Genomic DNA, 13872 nt, shown 5'->3' with positions numbered 1-13872 from the left:
CCCTTGCTCACGGGCTTCAAATCGCCGTACAAACGGCGCATGCGTATCCTGCTGACCAACGACGACGGCATTGAGGCCTTTGGCCTGAAGGTGCTTTATGATATCGCCACCGCCCTGAGCGACGATGTCTGGGTGTGTGCGCCCACATATGAGCAGTCGGGCAAGGGCAGGGGCGTCACGCTGCATGATCCGTTGCGCGCCAAGCATCTGGGGGACAAGCGGTTCTGCGTCACCGGCACGCCGACCGACTGCGTCCAGATTGCGGTAAACGACCTGATGGATGCGCCGCCGGATCTGGTGCTGTCCGGTGTCAATCGTGGTTTCAACCTGGCGCAGGATGTGACTCTGTCGGGCACGGTGGCGGGGGCGCTGCAAGGGATGTCGCTTGGCATTCCGTCCATTTCCCTGTCGCAATGTCTCGATTTCGATGTCGATATCGAAGCCCAGTGGTCAGGCGCGCAGACTTATGGCGCACCGGTCGTCAGCAACCTGATCCAGCAGGGTTGGCCGTCGGACTGCATCATCAATATCAACTTCCCCAATTGCAGTGCCGACGACGTAACCGGGGTCGAGGTGACGAAGCAGGGCATTCGCGATCTGCATGAGATGCACGCTGTCAAGCGTGTCGATCCGCGCGGCCGTGACTACTACTGGATCGATTTTCATAATTACGAGCAGAAGCTGGCGGACGGCAGCGATTTGAAGGCGGTTGCCGAAAATCGTATCTCGGTGACGCCGCTGCACCTCGACCTTACGCACTACGAAACCCTGCACCGTCTGAAGAAAACGCTCGGCGGGGTGGCGCCAAAAAAAGTGGAGACCGCCGCCGATGTCTGAGAAACCTAATGACGGTCCGGAGCGGACCCGGCTGCAACGCCTGCTCGACACGCTGAAGGCGCAGGACATTACAGATAAAAAGCTGCTGCACGCGCTGGAATACACGCCGCGCGACCTGTTCGTGCCTGAGCTTTTCCTCGACAGGTCCTGGGAAGATTCCGCTATTCCCATCAATTGTGGCCAGACCATTTCCCAGCCCTATATCGTCGCCTTGATGACCCAAGCGCTGAAGCTAGAGGGGCGGCATCGCGTACTCGAAATCGGAACGGGCAGCGGTTATCAAACCGCAGTCCTGAGCCGTTTGGCGCGCTACGTCTATACCATCGAACGATATCGCTCATTGATGGTCGAGGCAGAAATCCGCCACAAGCGTCTCATGCTGGAAAACATCATCTACCGGTTTGGAGATGGGTGGGAAGGCTGGCCGGAACAGGCGCCGTTCGACCGTATCCTCGTGACGGCAGCCTTGCCGGAAGTGCCAACCCCTTTGCTGGCACAGCTAAAGCCCAAGGGCATTATGGTCGGGCCCCTGGGGAAAGGCTCGACACAGCGGCTCATGCGCTATGTCAAATTGCAGGGTGATGATTTTCTGAAGGAAGATTTGGGCGAGGTGCGTTTCGTACCGCTTATCGCCGGTGTCGCCAGGGAAAATTAAAGCCCGATACCGAATTCCCGTAAGGCCGGGCGCATTTGATACAAGCCGAAGGCCGCCATGGCCAGGCAGGCGAGCGTAACGAAGGCTGGCGTTGCGGCCTGACCCAAGGTGATGAGCCCGGGCGTAAGGTGCGGCATCACGATGTAGAGCAGGACGGCTAGGGCCGCGCATGCGCCTGTGCACAGTGCCATGTTTTCAATCAGGCGGCGACGTTCGATCTTCTGCATTACAGATATGGTGAAGCTCAGGTCGCGCGCCGGCGAAGGGGTCGGTTCGTCGGCCATCAACAGGGCTTTCAAGGTGTCTTCACTCATGATGAAACTCCAAGCAGGGCGTTGAGCTTTTCACGCCCCTTCTGAATATGCGATTTAACTGTGCCCAAAGGAAGGCCCAAAATCTCGGCGGCTTCGCTGTGGCTATAGTCGCCGGCAACGCAAAGCGATACGGCGGCGCGCTGATCAATCGGCAATTGGGCCAGCGCAGCCTGAACGGTCAGGCGTGAATCAACGGTTGATGTATGGCTTTGTGGGGTCAGGCCATGCCACTCGGTATCGCGCGCGCCTGAGCGGTTAAACCGCCTACGATCATTGAGCGCCTTGCGATAGGCGATGCCGCAGACAAACGTACGGAACGACACACCGTCAATCAGCTTGTGCAGGTTGGCCCAGGCGGTCACGAAGGCGTCCTGCGCCAAATCGTCAGCATCGTCCGGCAATGCGCACAGGCGGCGTACGAAGCCGCGCACCGCCTGTTGATGATCATTCACCAATCGCGAAAAAGCCTCGTCCGATCCCTGGCGCGCGCGCTGGATAAGGTCAGCCTGGGACGGGAGGTCGGTGGGCATTGCCGGCTTTATTTCTTCAGGTCGTCGTCGATACGATCATCGCCGTAGCGTGGCGCGCTCAGGCTGCGGATAATCGCCAGAACGAACATGCAGGCAGCCGCCACGCCAAAACCGGTGGCCAGGGCAATAAAGGTAGGGCCACCTTCACCATAATGGCCGAAATAGCCGAAGCCGGCGGCGAGCGCGCCGAACGTTACAACGGCTCCCCAGGGGCTGCGGCCGCAGCGGTAACGACGGCGATACCGGTAATGATCGCGGTCATAGGCCCGATCCTCGTCCGACCGCAGTACATCAAGCAGGGCGGCGGGCGGTTCCTTACCCTGATCCGCGTACATCTTGATCATCCTGAGCGTTTCCGTGCGCGTAAGATGGCGGCTGATCATGGCGAACACCCCCATCAACATGCCGCCGATCGGAAAGATCAGCCACCAGAAGCTATAAAAGAGTTGCGTGAAGGCCATGGCTTAATCCTCAACGGTTGATTTCGCGGCGCAGGGCGTCGGGAATGTCCTTGCCCTGAGCCAGATAGGTTTTCATCAGGTCCAGCTTGCGCTGGTCATAGAGGCTGCGCAGTACGAGGCGTACGATTCCAAAGATCATCCACATGATCGGGAAGATTAGCCACCAGAAATGGGTAAAAAGCTCGACAGTCATTTTTGTCTCCAAAGAATTTGACGGGCGGCGAAGGGGCGCCGCTTTCCGTTTTCAAACCTTGATGTCCGCCGATGGCGGGTTTGGATGTGCAAAATGCAAAAATTTTGATTTTTTTGTGCCTGTCCCCGGTTTTGACCGAATTTCGAGCTCTGCTGCGCGCTTCCGTAAACGAATCGTTATCCATAAGTTCGCATAGAGTATGGCTAGCAAAGCCTTAATTCCCTGAGATGGAGCCTATCATGATCCCGCACGACCACTCCCCGGATCGCCGTACACGCCGCCCGGCGGTTCAGTTCGCGATGATGGGCCTTGGCGGTGCGTTGGTGTTGGCGTTGCAGGCGTGCACCGCCACGCCGATAAAGCCGAAATATCCCATCTATATGCAGGACCGTCCGGCGCCGGTGGCAGTTGCGCCCACCCAGCCTGCGCCGCGACCTGTCGATGAGGCGCCCACCATGACGACGCCTGCGCCGTCGGGCACTGTGCATGTCGCTGATCTGGATCCGCCACCACCACCACCTCCGCCTGCAGAAACGGTTTCGCCGCGTCCCGCCGCGCCCAAACCCGCCGCGACGGCGCCCGTACGGGAAACGCGCGTATCCTATGTCTACGTCATGCAGGCCAAGGACACTCTGTTTGGTGTGTCGCGCCGTTTCGGCGTGCCGGTGAAAGAATTGTACACGCTCAACGACCTCACGGCCGACAGCCCGATCCGTATCGGTCAGAAGGTTCTGTTGCCCGCCAAGGCAACCGATAAGGGCAGCGAAGAACATGCCAGTGGGCCGGCGATGACTAAGGTGACAACGACGGTCGCCGTGGCCCCGGCACATCATGACGCCGCCGCGTCGACATCAAAGCCTTCGACAGCAACACCTGGGAGCACAAAACCTGCTGTCGCTAAGCCTGTCGCCGAAGCGCCGGCAATGGCATCCCAGACGCCCACCCACTCCACAAAGCCCGCCGTGCCTCCGCCCGGTTCAGCGTCGGCGGCCACCCCGCCTATCCGGACAGTCGAGACGCCGGCCTCTACGCCTGCCGCCAAGCCGGTTGTTACCAAGCCCGCTCCGACCGCAGGCTTCCCGGCCAATGCCCAGATCGCCCAGATGGGAAAGGGCAAGTTCGTATGGCCGGTCAAGGGGAGAATTCTCGTGCCCTTCGGTCAACTCGCGCCGAACGTCCGTAATGACGGTATCAATATCGCCTCAAGCGCGGGAACAGAGATCAAGGCAGCGTCTGATGGTGTCGTCGTTTACGAAGGCGATCAGGTCAAGGAACTGGGCAACACCATTTACATCAAGCATGAGGATGGCTGGTACACCGGCTATTCCCACCTCAAGAGCATGAAGGTGCGAAACAATGAGCGTGTGTCGAAGGGGCAGGTGATCGGTACGGTCGGCCAGACGGGCACGATAGACCAGCCGCAGTTGCATTTCGAAATCCGCTATACGCCGTCGACCGATATCGCCAAGCCGATCGATCCGACACTCGTACTGCCTTAATCTATAAAGGGGTAGGGCGAGGGCGACGCCGAAAAAGGGCGTGGCAAATATGTCATTGACCTTTTTTTTGTTCCGCCTATGTATGGCGAACTCATTTTTACCCGCCACTTGAAAGGGCGTGCGTAAGAAATCAATGACATTCAGGAGACGTTAGTGTTCGCAACACCCGCCTTTGCCCAAGCGGCCGGAGCCGCTCCCGCCGCCGGCGGTGACCTTTTGACCATGCTGCCGATGATGCTGGTCCTTTTCGGCGCCATGTACTTCTTCATGATCCGTCCGCAGAGCCAGCGTGCCAAACAGCACAAGGCTATGCTGGCCGGCTTGAAGCGCAATGATACGGTCGTACTGTCGTCCGGCCTCATCGGTAAGGTGACCCGCATCGAAGACGCTGAAATCATGGTTGAAATCGCCACTGGTGTAAATGTTCGCGTGGTCAAGGCCTTGATTGCCGAGGTCCGAGTCAAGGGCGAACCGGCACCGGCCAACGACGCCAAGAGCTAATCGCGCCCTCCTTTTGCAGTTTCAAGACCGAGCATTCCGATCATGATCAACTTATCGCGCTGGAAGGTAGGACTGGTAATTGCCGCCGTCCTTCTGGGCACCCTTTTTGCCTTGCCTAACTTCCTGCCGGCCTCCGTGCGGGATCAGGTCAAGGGATACATGCCCACCCAGATATTGAACCTCGGTCTTGACCTGCAAGGCGGCTCCTATCTCCTTCTTGAGGTGGATACGGATGCGTTGATCACCGAAAAGACAACCAACCTGACCGAAGATGCGCGTATGCGCCTCAACGATGCCAAAATCCAGTTCTCGGGGCTGGCGTCCAAGGGCACGACGGTGACGGTTCGCATCACGGATCCGACCCGCGTTCAGGAAGCGTTCAATCTGCTAAGCCGACTGGCGACGCCGTTGCCTAAGAATCCGAGCGCCCGCGACATCGATATTCAGCGTGGCAACGACCAAACCATTACTCTGAGCCTGACCCAGGACGGTATCCGTTCCGTTTCGGCCTTGGCCGTTGACACGTCGATCGAAACCATCCGCCGCCGCGTCGATAATATCGGCACCAAGGAACCGTCAATCGCGCGCCAAGGGATCAACCGCATTACGGTCGAAGCGCCGGGCGAAAGCGATCCTGAGCAGTTGAAGAAGATTATCGGCCAGACGGCCAAGCTGACCTTCCAGATGGTTGATGAGACCGTTAGTCCGGCCGATCTGGCTGCCAATCGCATCCCGCCGGGCTCCGAAGCGCTTATGGACGAAAGCATGGGGCGCCCGCTTGTCGTCCGTAAGGCCGTGCTCGTGTCGGGCAACAGCCTGACCAAGGCGTCGGTAGGGACTGACCAGTATAATCGCCCCGCCATCGATTTCGCTTTCAATGGCGATGGTGCGACCAAGTTCGGCAATGCTACGGCCCGCAATATCGGCAAGCGTTTCGCTATTATCCTTGATGGCCGTATCGTTTCTGCCCCGACGATCCAGGGCGCAATCACCGGCGGGCATGGTCAAATCACAGGCAGTTTCACGGCGCGTGAAGCCTCCGATTTGGTCGCGGTGCTGAATGGTGGTGCCTTGCCTGCGCCGCTCAAGTTCGAAAGCCAGCGTACCGTCGGCGCCGAATTGGGCGCGGATGCGGTCCATAAGGGTATTATCTCGACGATCATCGCCTTTATCACTATCGTTGTCTTCATGCTGCTGGCCTATGGCTTCGTTTTCGGTGGCGTGTCGATCGCGGCGCTGTTGGTCAATCTGCTTCTTATCATCGCCTCTATGACCGCTTTCCAGGCAACACTGACCCTGCCAGGGGTTGCCGGTTTGATCTTGTCCCTTGCTGTCGCCGTCGACGCCAACGTCTTGATATATGAACGGATCCGTGACGAAGAACGCACCGGCCATAAGCCAATCGCTGCGCTCGACGTCGGCTTCTCGCGTGCTTTGGTCTCTATTTTGGATGCCAACATCACATCGTTGATCGCCGCGCTGATCATGTTCGTCTTCGGTGCCGGTCCGGTTCGTGGCTTCGCCTGGACGCTGATGATCGGTGTTTTCACCTCGGTCTTCTCCGCCATTCTGGTCAGCCAGGTCCTGCTCGGCTGGTGGTATCGAGCCACCAAGCCGAAGAAGCTCCCCATTTAAGGTAATCCGCCATGCAATGGCCTTTGATTAAAAACCTCCCGACCGAGTTCCACTTTCGCTTCACGAAGTATGCGCCGATTGCTGCCGTCTTTTCCGGCCTATGCATCATCGGCACTATTGCGGTGTTGTTCCTGCAAGGGTTGAACCTTGGGACCGATTTCGCGGGCGGAAACGTGCTGGAAATCGAAACGCCGGCCGTCGCGGATCTGGGTGTTTTGCGCGCCCGTATGCATGATTTTGGCGTCGAAGATGCATCGGTGCAGAACTTTGGTGGTCCGCGCGATGTCATCCTGAAATTCAAGCTCGCAGAAGCCGATCAATCGGAAACTGGCGTTGAAGCCGTCAAGAGCAAGCTGTCGGCGGCATTTCCCGGTGTCGTTTTCAAACGCACGGAAGTGGTCGGCCCCAAGGTATCCTCAGAATTGTTGCGTTCCGGCGTCCTGGCCCTAGGGGCGGCGCTACTGTTGATGCTGATCTATATTTGGATCCGTTTCCCGTCGGGCCTGCAATTCGGCTCCGGCGCCGTGATCGCGGTCGTGCATGACGTCGTTCTGACAATCGGGATCATGGCAGTATTGCAAATCGAATTCACCATGACGTCCATTGCGGCGCTTCTGACCGTCATCGGTTATTCGATGAACGAAAAAGTCATTACTTTCGACCGGTTACGCGAAAATCTTCGTAAGTTCAAAAAGACGCCGCTGGCCGATATCATCAACCTGTCGGAAAATGAGCGTCTGTCGCGGACGATCATCACTGGCTCGACGGCCGTTCTCGCCCTGGCCGGTATGTTGTTTCTCGGTGGTCCGGCTCTGTTTCCGCTGGTCTTCGCCATGGTGTTCGGTATCCTGATTGGTACCTATTCCTCTATCTATGTCGCCTTGCCGATCATCTTGATCTGGGGTGTCAACCGCAACGATCCTGATGCGGAAATCGTCGATCTGGGCGGGTTCAAGGGTGGCAAAAAGCCGCCACAAATGCCTTGATTTAATGGTGGCGGGCGGCTTGTGAGGCCGCGCCGTTTGTAGAGTGTGTTCATGCGTAAGGCGTCGTTCAGTCTGTTGATCATGGGGGAAGGCATCTTTCTCGCCCTGATCTGCGTTGGCGGCGCCTATTATCCAGGCTACGATCAAAGCCGACAATTCATTAGCGAACTGGGCGCCACAGGTGCTTTGACAGGCCCCGCCGTAAGTTGGTGGGGCTTTTTGCCGAGTGGTCTGCTGATTACGGCCTTTTGTCTTATCGCCGCGTTCGATATGCGCAAACATCTGCTGTCCGCGGTCAGTCTTTGCCTGATCGCCTGGTACGCGGCCGACCTGATCGCCAGCGCGCTCTATCCCTGTGATTTTCGGTGCGTTCCGACTGCTGCCGGGTCCGTTCAACTCATTCACGACCTAATCGGAGGGACAGGCTATATCGCGGGTCTTGTGGGGGCTTTGCTTGCAGGTTACGCCGCCCGCCACAGCCAGGCCGCGTGGCTCTTTCGGCTGGGGGTCGCGTGCGCCCTGGTCGGCGTCGTGGGATTGTCCGGACTGGCGGCAGGTATTGAATACCGCGGTCTGTCCCAACGCATTCTCGAATTGGTCATCATGATCTTTTTGCTTTCCTACGGATGGGCCTTTGCGAACGGTCGTTTGGTTGGCATTGGCGGCAAACTGGCCTAAGGTGGGAGTCGGGCTTAAAACAGGGGTGAAGCGATGGCTGGTTTTCTGGGCAATTTTCGCAATGTGATGATCGTCAGTTTGCTGCTGGCTGTAGTGGTGATTGTCGGTTTCGGCATGCACGCGCCGGGGCGGTTCGACACAATTTTCCTTATGGCGGTGCTGCGCTGGGCACACGTCCTGTGCGGCGTTCTGTGGGTCGGGCTGCTGTACTACTTCAACTTCGTCCAAATCCGCGTCATGCCGGACATTCCCGCCGACCTGAAGCCGGCCGTCAGCAAGTATATTGCGCCCGAAGCCCTTTTTTGGTTCCGCTATGCGGCCCTGTTCACTGTCGTGTTTGGCCTGGCTCTGGCCTGGGTGCGCGGATACATCGCCCAAGCCTTGAGCTTCGGCTTTGCAACGCCGTCGGCCGGCGGCTACGTTTTCGGCTATGACAGCGCCAATTCGGGTTTTATCTTCATCGGTGTCGGTATGTGGCTGGCTCTGATCATGTTCTTCAACGTCTGGCACATGATTTGGCCTGCTCAGAAGATCGCGTTGGGCATTCGTGACGGCTTTACCGCCGAACAAAAGGCAGCCGCCGCCAAGAAAGCTATGGTCTTCTCGCGCATCAACACGCTGCTTTCCCTCCCGATGCTGGCCTCCATGGCCATGTACCAGACCATTTTTGGATAAGCTGTGACGTCCTCAGAAATAGTACCCAAGTCCGAGGACGTTCGTCTCGCCTGTGCCTTCATCGCCGATGCGGACAAGCGCGCCGACATCCTGGCTTTGTTTGCTTTCCTGGAAACCTTGCGTGACATCCCTGAGCGTGTGTCGGATCCATTGATGGGCGAAATCCGCCTGCGCTGGTGGTATGAAGCGATCGAAGAAATAGAGCAGGGCCGGGCTGTGCGCTATCATCCGCTGACCGAAGTCCTCAACCGACTGGTTGATGCTTACGGCTTGGCGCCCAAGGCCTTTTACGACCTGATCGAGGGGCAGATGCCCTTGCTTGACAAAGGGCAACTGACCGTGGCTGACGCATTGAGCGTGGTTGATCGCGGCGAGGGGGCTGTCTTGCGTCTGGCGTGCGAAGTGCTTGGAAAGCCGACCGACCTGACGGACGTGGCCCGCCTGTATGGCATGGCTCAGATCAAGGCTTCGCGGGGTTTAAGCGATGGCGGCGATATGGAACTGGCCCATCTGCGGCGAGAAGCCATGAAGACGCAGGGGCTTTCGGCGGACATTATGCCGCTGGCTCTGCCGGCTGTGTTGGCGGCTGATTACTGGCAAGGGCGAACCCCAGGCCCGCTGTCGAAGCGGGTGCGGCTGCTGTGGGCCTTCATCACTGGAAAGATTTAAGGCGGCGGCGCGCCTGGCAATTCAGGCTCGGCGCTTCAGGTCTTCTTCTTTTTCTTGAACAGACTGTCGCTGATCCAATTGCTCGAATCCGGCTTTTCGATCACCGGTGGCGGTACGCTGACGATGATGGGCTTTTCCGGATAGGCACGCCAGCCGGTTTGGATCAGTTCGTTGAAGCCGGCGCATTTGGGCATGACGCGCACAGTACCTGTTCTCGGTTTGGCGAACGGTGCTGGTTGGCGCAGGTCCTGGCGTGTCGGGTCAACGAAGGCCCAGTCACTGGCCAGCCCATAGCCATTTTGCCCCCCGGCGCGTACGGCGTTGTAGGCGATGCGCGCCTGATATTCCGGCACGCCATATTTGATCATTGCGCGATAAAAAATGGCGTCGGCTTCCTCGCGCTTGCCCGGTTCACCTATGGTATAAAGCCAGTCGTGAACGATGGCCGCGCGTGCGGTCGGGCCTTGCGGGTCGATAAAGCTTTGGCCGTACCAAGGCACGCTGGCGAAGTCGGTGACATACCATTTCGGCACCACGATCACGCGGCCCGTCCCCGGATCACAGTACGGAAATTCCGCATTTAGGGTGAAGAGCTTGCGGCCGTTCTTGAGCTGGTTGAACAGCATGATCGGTTGTGGCGTCAACGAACTGGGCGGTGTCGGCGCTATAACCGGCACGTACACCGTTTCCTTGGTTGGCGCCGTGGCGCAGCCCGCGACAATTGCCAGCAGGGCTAAAGGCAGCAATTTCAAAACACGCAAACGGGTATCCCCACACACATACACATCCCGGACGGCCGCTTTTAGGTTGGAATTTTGGCTATATTTAGCCAGGCCGACAGATCGTTCAGGGCGCGCAACGACATCAGACGTTTTTTGGCCCGCCCGCGCTCCTTCAAAGGGATTTTCTTGCCATCTTCGTCGACCTTTGGCGCATCGAGCGGCGGCAACAGGCCGTAGTTGATATTCATGGGCTGGAAAGCGCCGCCATCCAGGTGGCCGACCGTAATGTGATTGATCAAGGCGCCCAGCGCGGTCGTTTCCGGCGGGGCGTCCAGCGCTTGACCCAGAGCCTGCGCCGCGGCGAACCGGCCGGCCAGAAGGCCTATGGCGGCGCTTTCGACATAGCCTTCAACCCCCGTGATCTGACCGGCAAAACGGACGGATTTGTCAGGAGACATCGCCTTCAACTTCAACTGACGATCGAGAATTTTCGGCGACTGGATGAAGGTGTTGCGGTGCAGGCCGCCCAGGCGCGCGAACTGGGCATTTTCCAGCCCCGGAATCATACGGAAGACATCGGCCTGGGCCCCATGCTTCAATTTGGTTTGGAAGCCGACCATATTGTACAGCGTGCCCAGGGCGTTGTCCTGGCGCAACTGAATAATAGCGTGCGCCTTCACGGTCGGATTGTGCGGATTGGTCAGGCCGACCGGCTTCATAGGGCCGTAACGCAAGGTCTCACGACCGCGTTCCGCCATCACTTCAATGGGCAGGCAGCCATCGAAATAGGGGACATGTTCCCAGTCCTTGAACTCGGCTTTCGGCCCGTCAAGCAGGGCGTCGATGAAGGCCTCGTATTGGTCCTTGTCCATCGGGCAGTTGATATAGGCCGCCGCGTCGCCACCCGGACCTTCCTTGTCGTAGCGCGATTGCTTCCAGGCCTTGCTCATGTCGATGCTTTCGGCATGAATGATCGGCGCAATGGCGTCGAAGAAGGACAATTGCCCTTCGCCGGAAACGTCAAGCACGAACTGAGACAGGGCCTCGGAGGTCAGCGGGCCGGTCGCCACAATGACATTGGGCCAATCCTTGTCGGCCAGACTCGTCACTTCCTCGCGCACGATGGTGACCAGCGGGTGATTGGCCAGAGTATCGGTTACAGCTTGCGAAAAACCGTCGCGATCGACAGCCAGCGCGCCACCTGCGGGCACCTGATGCTTGTCGGCGCAGGCCAGGATCAATGAGCCCGCGCGGCGCATCTCTTCGTGCAAAAGGCCTACGGCATTGAATTGCCAGTCGTCAGAGCGGAACGAATTGGAACACACCAGTTCGGCCAGCCCGTCGGTCTGATGCGCGTCGGTTTTGCGCACGCCACGCATTTCGTGGAGGACGACCGGAACGCCGGCGCATACGAGTTGCCACGTCGCTTCGGAGCCGGCGAGGCCGCCGCCTATGACGTGAACGGGAGACGGGGGGGCGGTGGGGGAAGATGAATATGTCATGACGTGGCTCTATCCCAAGCGGATCGCGATGGGAAGACGCGAATGACGTCATCGAATCTGGGGGCGCAACTGTGACCTGATAGCAAGTTCGTCATGGAAATGTGATTAGGTTAACGAAATATGCTTTTAAAGCGAATGGATTTGTTTCTAAATCACGTTTGGCCTGAAATGCGATCGCGGGCCTTAGTCGGGGGTATAATGAGCGTGAAATCGGCGTTTTCGGTGACGAAGGCCCTAAGGGATTCGGCTGGCTTCCTGCCCCGAGCCTGGAGTGGTGCCTGGCTGGCGCTCGGGCTCCTGTTTGCCATCGTCGGCGGGGCTTGGCTGACAATGCATCACCTCCCGTCGCCACCCTTGGTCTGCGTTGCATTGATCGCGGTTATTTTGGTGCTCAAATACGTGGCACATGGGTCGCTCTATCGTATCGCTCTGTTCGGGCCGTCGGCGAAAGATGAGGGGCTGGGGTTTGGCGGCGTGCAAATCGGTCGTCCCGAACGCCGCCTTTTCCTGGCGTCCGTGGCTATTGCGGTGTTCTTTGTGATGATCGCTGCGACCCTGTTCATCGTTTTTGCCATTGCGCTTAGCCTATCCGGCTTGTCGCAGGGGTATGGCAGTTCTTTGGCCGCTGTTCAGGCGATTATTCACCGGCATGCCGGCGCCGACGTCGTATTTATACTCTACCTGATCGCCGCCGGTCTGTTTTTGATTTTCGTCGCTGTTAAATTTTCGTTGGCGTCGGCGGCAAATATAGGCCAGCGCCGTTTGGTGACGCTCAACGCTCTAGGTCTGACAAGCGGGAATGTCGGTAAGCTGTTTATTGGCGTAACTATCATCCTTCTGCCGTTCGTGTTGGTGGCAATGCTTGCTGCGTTTGCGCCGTCCAACGGTCGCCGCATCGTGCATTTGGTCCTGATTGGACTCAATGTGTTTGTGCTTTTGCCGCTGATTGTCGGATTTTTCGCGTCGGCCTATAGGCAGATCGTGACTAACAGGTTTAGATAGACTGCCCGTAAACGTGCGGGCGGCCGGAACCCGTGCATGAACCTGACATTCGATTTCGCCTTCGAAGGCTTTCGGCTGATTCGTCAGCGGCCCAAGTTGATTGCGTTGTGGGGCGCCATAACCCTCTTTGGCCATGGTGTGATATCGCTCATCCTCGTGCAGATGGCCGGTCCGGCCATTACCCGGTTTGGCCAATTGATGACCGACGCGTCCACGACCGGTGCGTTCGACCCGGCTGCCATCGAAGCGCAGTTGCAGATAATCATGCCGGCCATGGTGATGTCCGTACCGGTATATATCTTGATGTCATCGGTTCTGGCGTGTGCCATTTGTCGGGCCTCTCTGGGGGAAACGGACGATCGACTGGGATTCCTGTCCTTTGGACTTCCTGAACTTCGCATGATCGCCCTGCGGTCGGTAATGGCGTTAGGGCTTATCGGCATTCTGCTTGCAGGCGGACTGCTCGGCCAAATCGTTGCGGTGTCGGGTAATGCGCAGGCGGCGCAAGGTATGACGACGCTAGGCTTCCTGGTCGCAGGCGGTATAGCCGTGTGGCTCGGGATACGCCTGTCGCTGAACGGCCCGCAAACCTTCGATACTGGGCGTTTTAATCTCTTCGGCAGCTTCAACCTGACCCGTGAACGTTTCTGGTCCTTATTTACCGGTTACGCGACGGCTGGCGCCCTGGCGCTTGTCGTGCAGTTTCTGTGCGACAAGGTTATTGAGGCGATCCAGGTGCTGAGCCTGGGCCTGAAGGTGACGGGTGATATTGTGCCGCCGGACATGAGCAATATGAGCACCTTCCTGGTACCGCACTCGATTATCCTGCTGTTCCTGACCTTCGGAATCGTGACGCCGCTCATGGCGGCCATCACATTAGGGGCGCCGGTCGCCGCCTATAGGGTACTGCGCGAAAAAGGCGAAGCCTTAAAAACAGAGCAAAAGGTCAGCTAGATTGCTTATCTTGCTGGATTAGGTAACGGCTATAAGTTTCTGTTTTATAGAATGTAAGC

General features: G+C 58.1%; 17 protein-coding genes. 11 read left to right on the top strand and 6 right to left on the bottom strand.

What is annotated here, in order from left to right; all coding sequences use genetic code 11:
* Positions 1-39: 39 nt before the first annotated feature.
* Together surE and RCJ00_RS02250 are read left to right on the top strand one after the other, a co-directional pair.
* A complete protein-coding gene (gene surE / locus RCJ00_RS02255; RefSeq protein WP_316219990.1) occupies positions 40-837 on the top strand; it encodes a 5'/3'-nucleotidase SurE in 798 nt (265 codons plus the stop codon).
* Complete coding sequence (locus RCJ00_RS02250) at positions 830-1492, top strand: protein-L-isoaspartate(D-aspartate) O-methyltransferase (protein ID WP_316219988.1); 663 nt, start codon at positions 830-832, stop codon at positions 1490-1492. Before surE ends, RCJ00_RS02250 begins: the two co-directional genes overlap by 8 nt.
* Here RCJ00_RS02250 and RCJ00_RS02245 read toward each other — a convergent pair.
* From RCJ00_RS02245 to RCJ00_RS02230, 4 genes are read right to left on the bottom strand one after another with little or no spacing between them, the layout of a single operon-like run.
* Positions 1489-1806 (bottom strand): hypothetical protein, encoded by a 318-nt coding sequence (locus tag RCJ00_RS02245; RefSeq protein WP_316219987.1) that lies wholly within the window; start codon positions 1804-1806, stop codon positions 1489-1491. The genes RCJ00_RS02250 and RCJ00_RS02245 overlap by 4 nt on opposite strands.
* Entirely contained in the window at positions 1803-2336 is a 534-nt protein-coding gene (locus RCJ00_RS02240; protein WP_316219986.1) for an RNA polymerase sigma factor, read from the bottom strand. Before RCJ00_RS02240 ends, RCJ00_RS02245 begins: the two co-directional genes overlap by 4 nt.
* Before the next feature lie 8 nt (positions 2337-2344).
* A complete protein-coding gene (locus RCJ00_RS02235) occupies positions 2345-2797 on the bottom strand; it encodes a hypothetical protein (RefSeq protein WP_316219985.1) in 453 nt (150 codons plus the stop codon).
* 10 nt (positions 2798-2807) lie between these two features.
* Positions 2808-2990 (bottom strand): hypothetical protein, encoded by a 183-nt coding sequence (locus RCJ00_RS02230; protein ID WP_316219983.1) that lies wholly within the window; start codon positions 2988-2990, stop codon positions 2808-2810.
* Positions 2991-3229: 239 nt separating this feature from the next.
* On the opposite strand from RCJ00_RS02230, the gene RCJ00_RS02225 reads away from it, so the two are divergent.
* The 7 genes from RCJ00_RS02225 to RCJ00_RS02195 all read left to right on the top strand — a co-directional run bounded on the left by RCJ00_RS02225 (position 3230) and on the right by RCJ00_RS02195 (position 9633).
* Positions 3230-4489, top strand: coding sequence for a peptidoglycan DD-metalloendopeptidase family protein (locus RCJ00_RS02225; RefSeq protein WP_316219982.1), 1260 nt, complete (start codon positions 3230-3232; stop codon positions 4487-4489).
* Between the two features lie 153 nt (positions 4490-4642).
* The gene (gene yajC / locus RCJ00_RS02220; RefSeq protein ID WP_316219980.1) at positions 4643-4990 is read left to right on the top strand and encodes a preprotein translocase subunit YajC; all 348 of its coding nucleotides are present in this window, start codon (positions 4643-4645) and stop codon (positions 4988-4990) included.
* A gap of 42 nt (positions 4991-5032) precedes the next feature.
* On the top strand, positions 5033-6625 hold the full coding sequence (gene secD, locus RCJ00_RS02215) for a protein translocase subunit SecD (RefSeq protein WP_316219979.1): 1593 nt from the start codon (positions 5033-5035) through the stop codon (positions 6623-6625).
* A gap of 11 nt (positions 6626-6636) precedes the next feature.
* Positions 6637-7611 carry a protein translocase subunit SecF gene (gene secF, locus RCJ00_RS02210; protein WP_316219977.1) on the top strand — a complete coding sequence of 325 codons (975 nt, stop codon included), beginning with the start codon at positions 6637-6639 and terminating at the stop codon, positions 7609-7611.
* 51 nt (positions 7612-7662) lie between these two features.
* A complete protein-coding gene (locus RCJ00_RS02205; protein WP_316219976.1) occupies positions 7663-8289 on the top strand; it encodes a DUF998 domain-containing protein in 627 nt (208 codons plus the stop codon).
* Between the two features lie 33 nt (positions 8290-8322).
* Positions 8323-8964, top strand: coding sequence for a hypothetical protein (locus tag RCJ00_RS02200; protein WP_316219975.1), 642 nt, complete (start codon positions 8323-8325; stop codon positions 8962-8964).
* Positions 8965-8967: 3 nt separating this feature from the next.
* Entirely contained in the window at positions 8968-9633 is a 666-nt protein-coding gene (locus RCJ00_RS02195) for a squalene/phytoene synthase family protein (protein ID WP_316219974.1), read from the top strand.
* Positions 9634-9668: 35 nt separating this feature from the next.
* Here the strand turns inward: RCJ00_RS02195 and RCJ00_RS02190 are convergent, their stop codons facing one another.
* Positions 9669-10394 carry a DUF1353 domain-containing protein gene (locus RCJ00_RS02190; RefSeq protein ID WP_411267516.1) on the bottom strand — a complete coding sequence of 242 codons (726 nt, stop codon included), beginning with the start codon at positions 10392-10394 and terminating at the stop codon, positions 9669-9671.
* A gap of 41 nt (positions 10395-10435) precedes the next feature.
* Positions 10436-11857 (bottom strand): methylenetetrahydrofolate--tRNA-(uracil(54)-C(5))-methyltransferase (FADH(2)-oxidizing) TrmFO, encoded by a 1422-nt coding sequence (gene trmFO / locus RCJ00_RS02185; RefSeq protein ID WP_316219973.1) that lies wholly within the window; start codon positions 11855-11857, stop codon positions 10436-10438.
* A gap of 198 nt (positions 11858-12055) precedes the next feature.
* On the opposite strand from trmFO, the gene RCJ00_RS02180 reads away from it, so the two are divergent.
* Complete coding sequence (locus tag RCJ00_RS02180; protein ID WP_316219972.1) at positions 12056-12859, top strand: hypothetical protein; 804 nt, start codon at positions 12056-12058, stop codon at positions 12857-12859.
* A gap of 36 nt (positions 12860-12895) precedes the next feature.
* Entirely contained in the window at positions 12896-13813 is a 918-nt protein-coding gene (locus RCJ00_RS02175; RefSeq protein WP_316219971.1) for a hypothetical protein, read from the top strand.
* Positions 13814-13872: the final 59 nt, after the last annotated feature.

The sequence above is a fragment of the Asticcacaulis aquihabitans genome (assembly GCF_032490435.1).
Classification (GTDB): Bacteria; Pseudomonadota; Alphaproteobacteria; order Caulobacterales; family Caulobacteraceae; genus Asticcacaulis.
This window is presented reverse-complemented; position numbering and strand designations above follow the sequence as displayed.

What these genes read in the sequence shown, in the direction of transcription:
- RCJ00_RS02235 (WP_316219985.1), bottom strand. Translation starts at nt 2,797, where the DNA reads ATGGCCTTCACGCAACTCTTTTATAGCTTCTGGTGGCTGATCTTTCCG.
- RCJ00_RS02230 (WP_316219983.1), bottom strand. Translation starts at nt 2,990, where the DNA reads ATGACTGTCGAGCTTTTTACCCATTTCTGGTGGCTAATCTTCCCGATC.
- RCJ00_RS02180 (WP_316219972.1), top strand. Translation starts at nt 12,056, where the DNA reads ATGAGCGTGAAATCGGCGTTTTCGGTGACGAAGGCCCTAAGGGATTCG.
- RCJ00_RS02225 (WP_316219982.1), top strand. Translation starts at nt 3,230, where the DNA reads ATGATCCCGCACGACCACTCCCCGGATCGCCGTACACGCCGCCCGGCG.
- RCJ00_RS02250 (WP_316219988.1), top strand. Translation starts at nt 830, where the DNA reads ATGTCTGAGAAACCTAATGACGGTCCGGAGCGGACCCGGCTGCAACGC.
- RCJ00_RS02175 (WP_316219971.1), top strand. Translation starts at nt 12,896, where the DNA reads ATGAACCTGACATTCGATTTCGCCTTCGAAGGCTTTCGGCTGATTCGT.
- RCJ00_RS02205 (WP_316219976.1), top strand. Translation starts at nt 7,663, where the DNA reads ATGCGTAAGGCGTCGTTCAGTCTGTTGATCATGGGGGAAGGCATCTTT.
- RCJ00_RS02240 (WP_316219986.1), bottom strand. Translation starts at nt 2,336, where the DNA reads ATGCCCACCGACCTCCCGTCCCAGGCTGACCTTATCCAGCGCGCGCGC.
- secD (WP_316219979.1), top strand. Translation starts at nt 5,033, where the DNA reads ATGATCAACTTATCGCGCTGGAAGGTAGGACTGGTAATTGCCGCCGTC.
- RCJ00_RS02245 (WP_316219987.1), bottom strand. Translation starts at nt 1,806, where the DNA reads ATGAGTGAAGACACCTTGAAAGCCCTGTTGATGGCCGACGAACCGACC.
- surE (WP_316219990.1), top strand. Translation starts at nt 40, where the DNA reads ATGCGTATCCTGCTGACCAACGACGACGGCATTGAGGCCTTTGGCCTG.
- trmFO (WP_316219973.1), bottom strand. Translation starts at nt 11,857, where the DNA reads ATGACATATTCATCTTCCCCCACCGCCCCCCCGTCTCCCGTTCACGTC.
- secF (WP_316219977.1), top strand. Translation starts at nt 6,637, where the DNA reads ATGCAATGGCCTTTGATTAAAAACCTCCCGACCGAGTTCCACTTTCGC.
- RCJ00_RS02200 (WP_316219975.1), top strand. Translation starts at nt 8,323, where the DNA reads ATGGCTGGTTTTCTGGGCAATTTTCGCAATGTGATGATCGTCAGTTTG.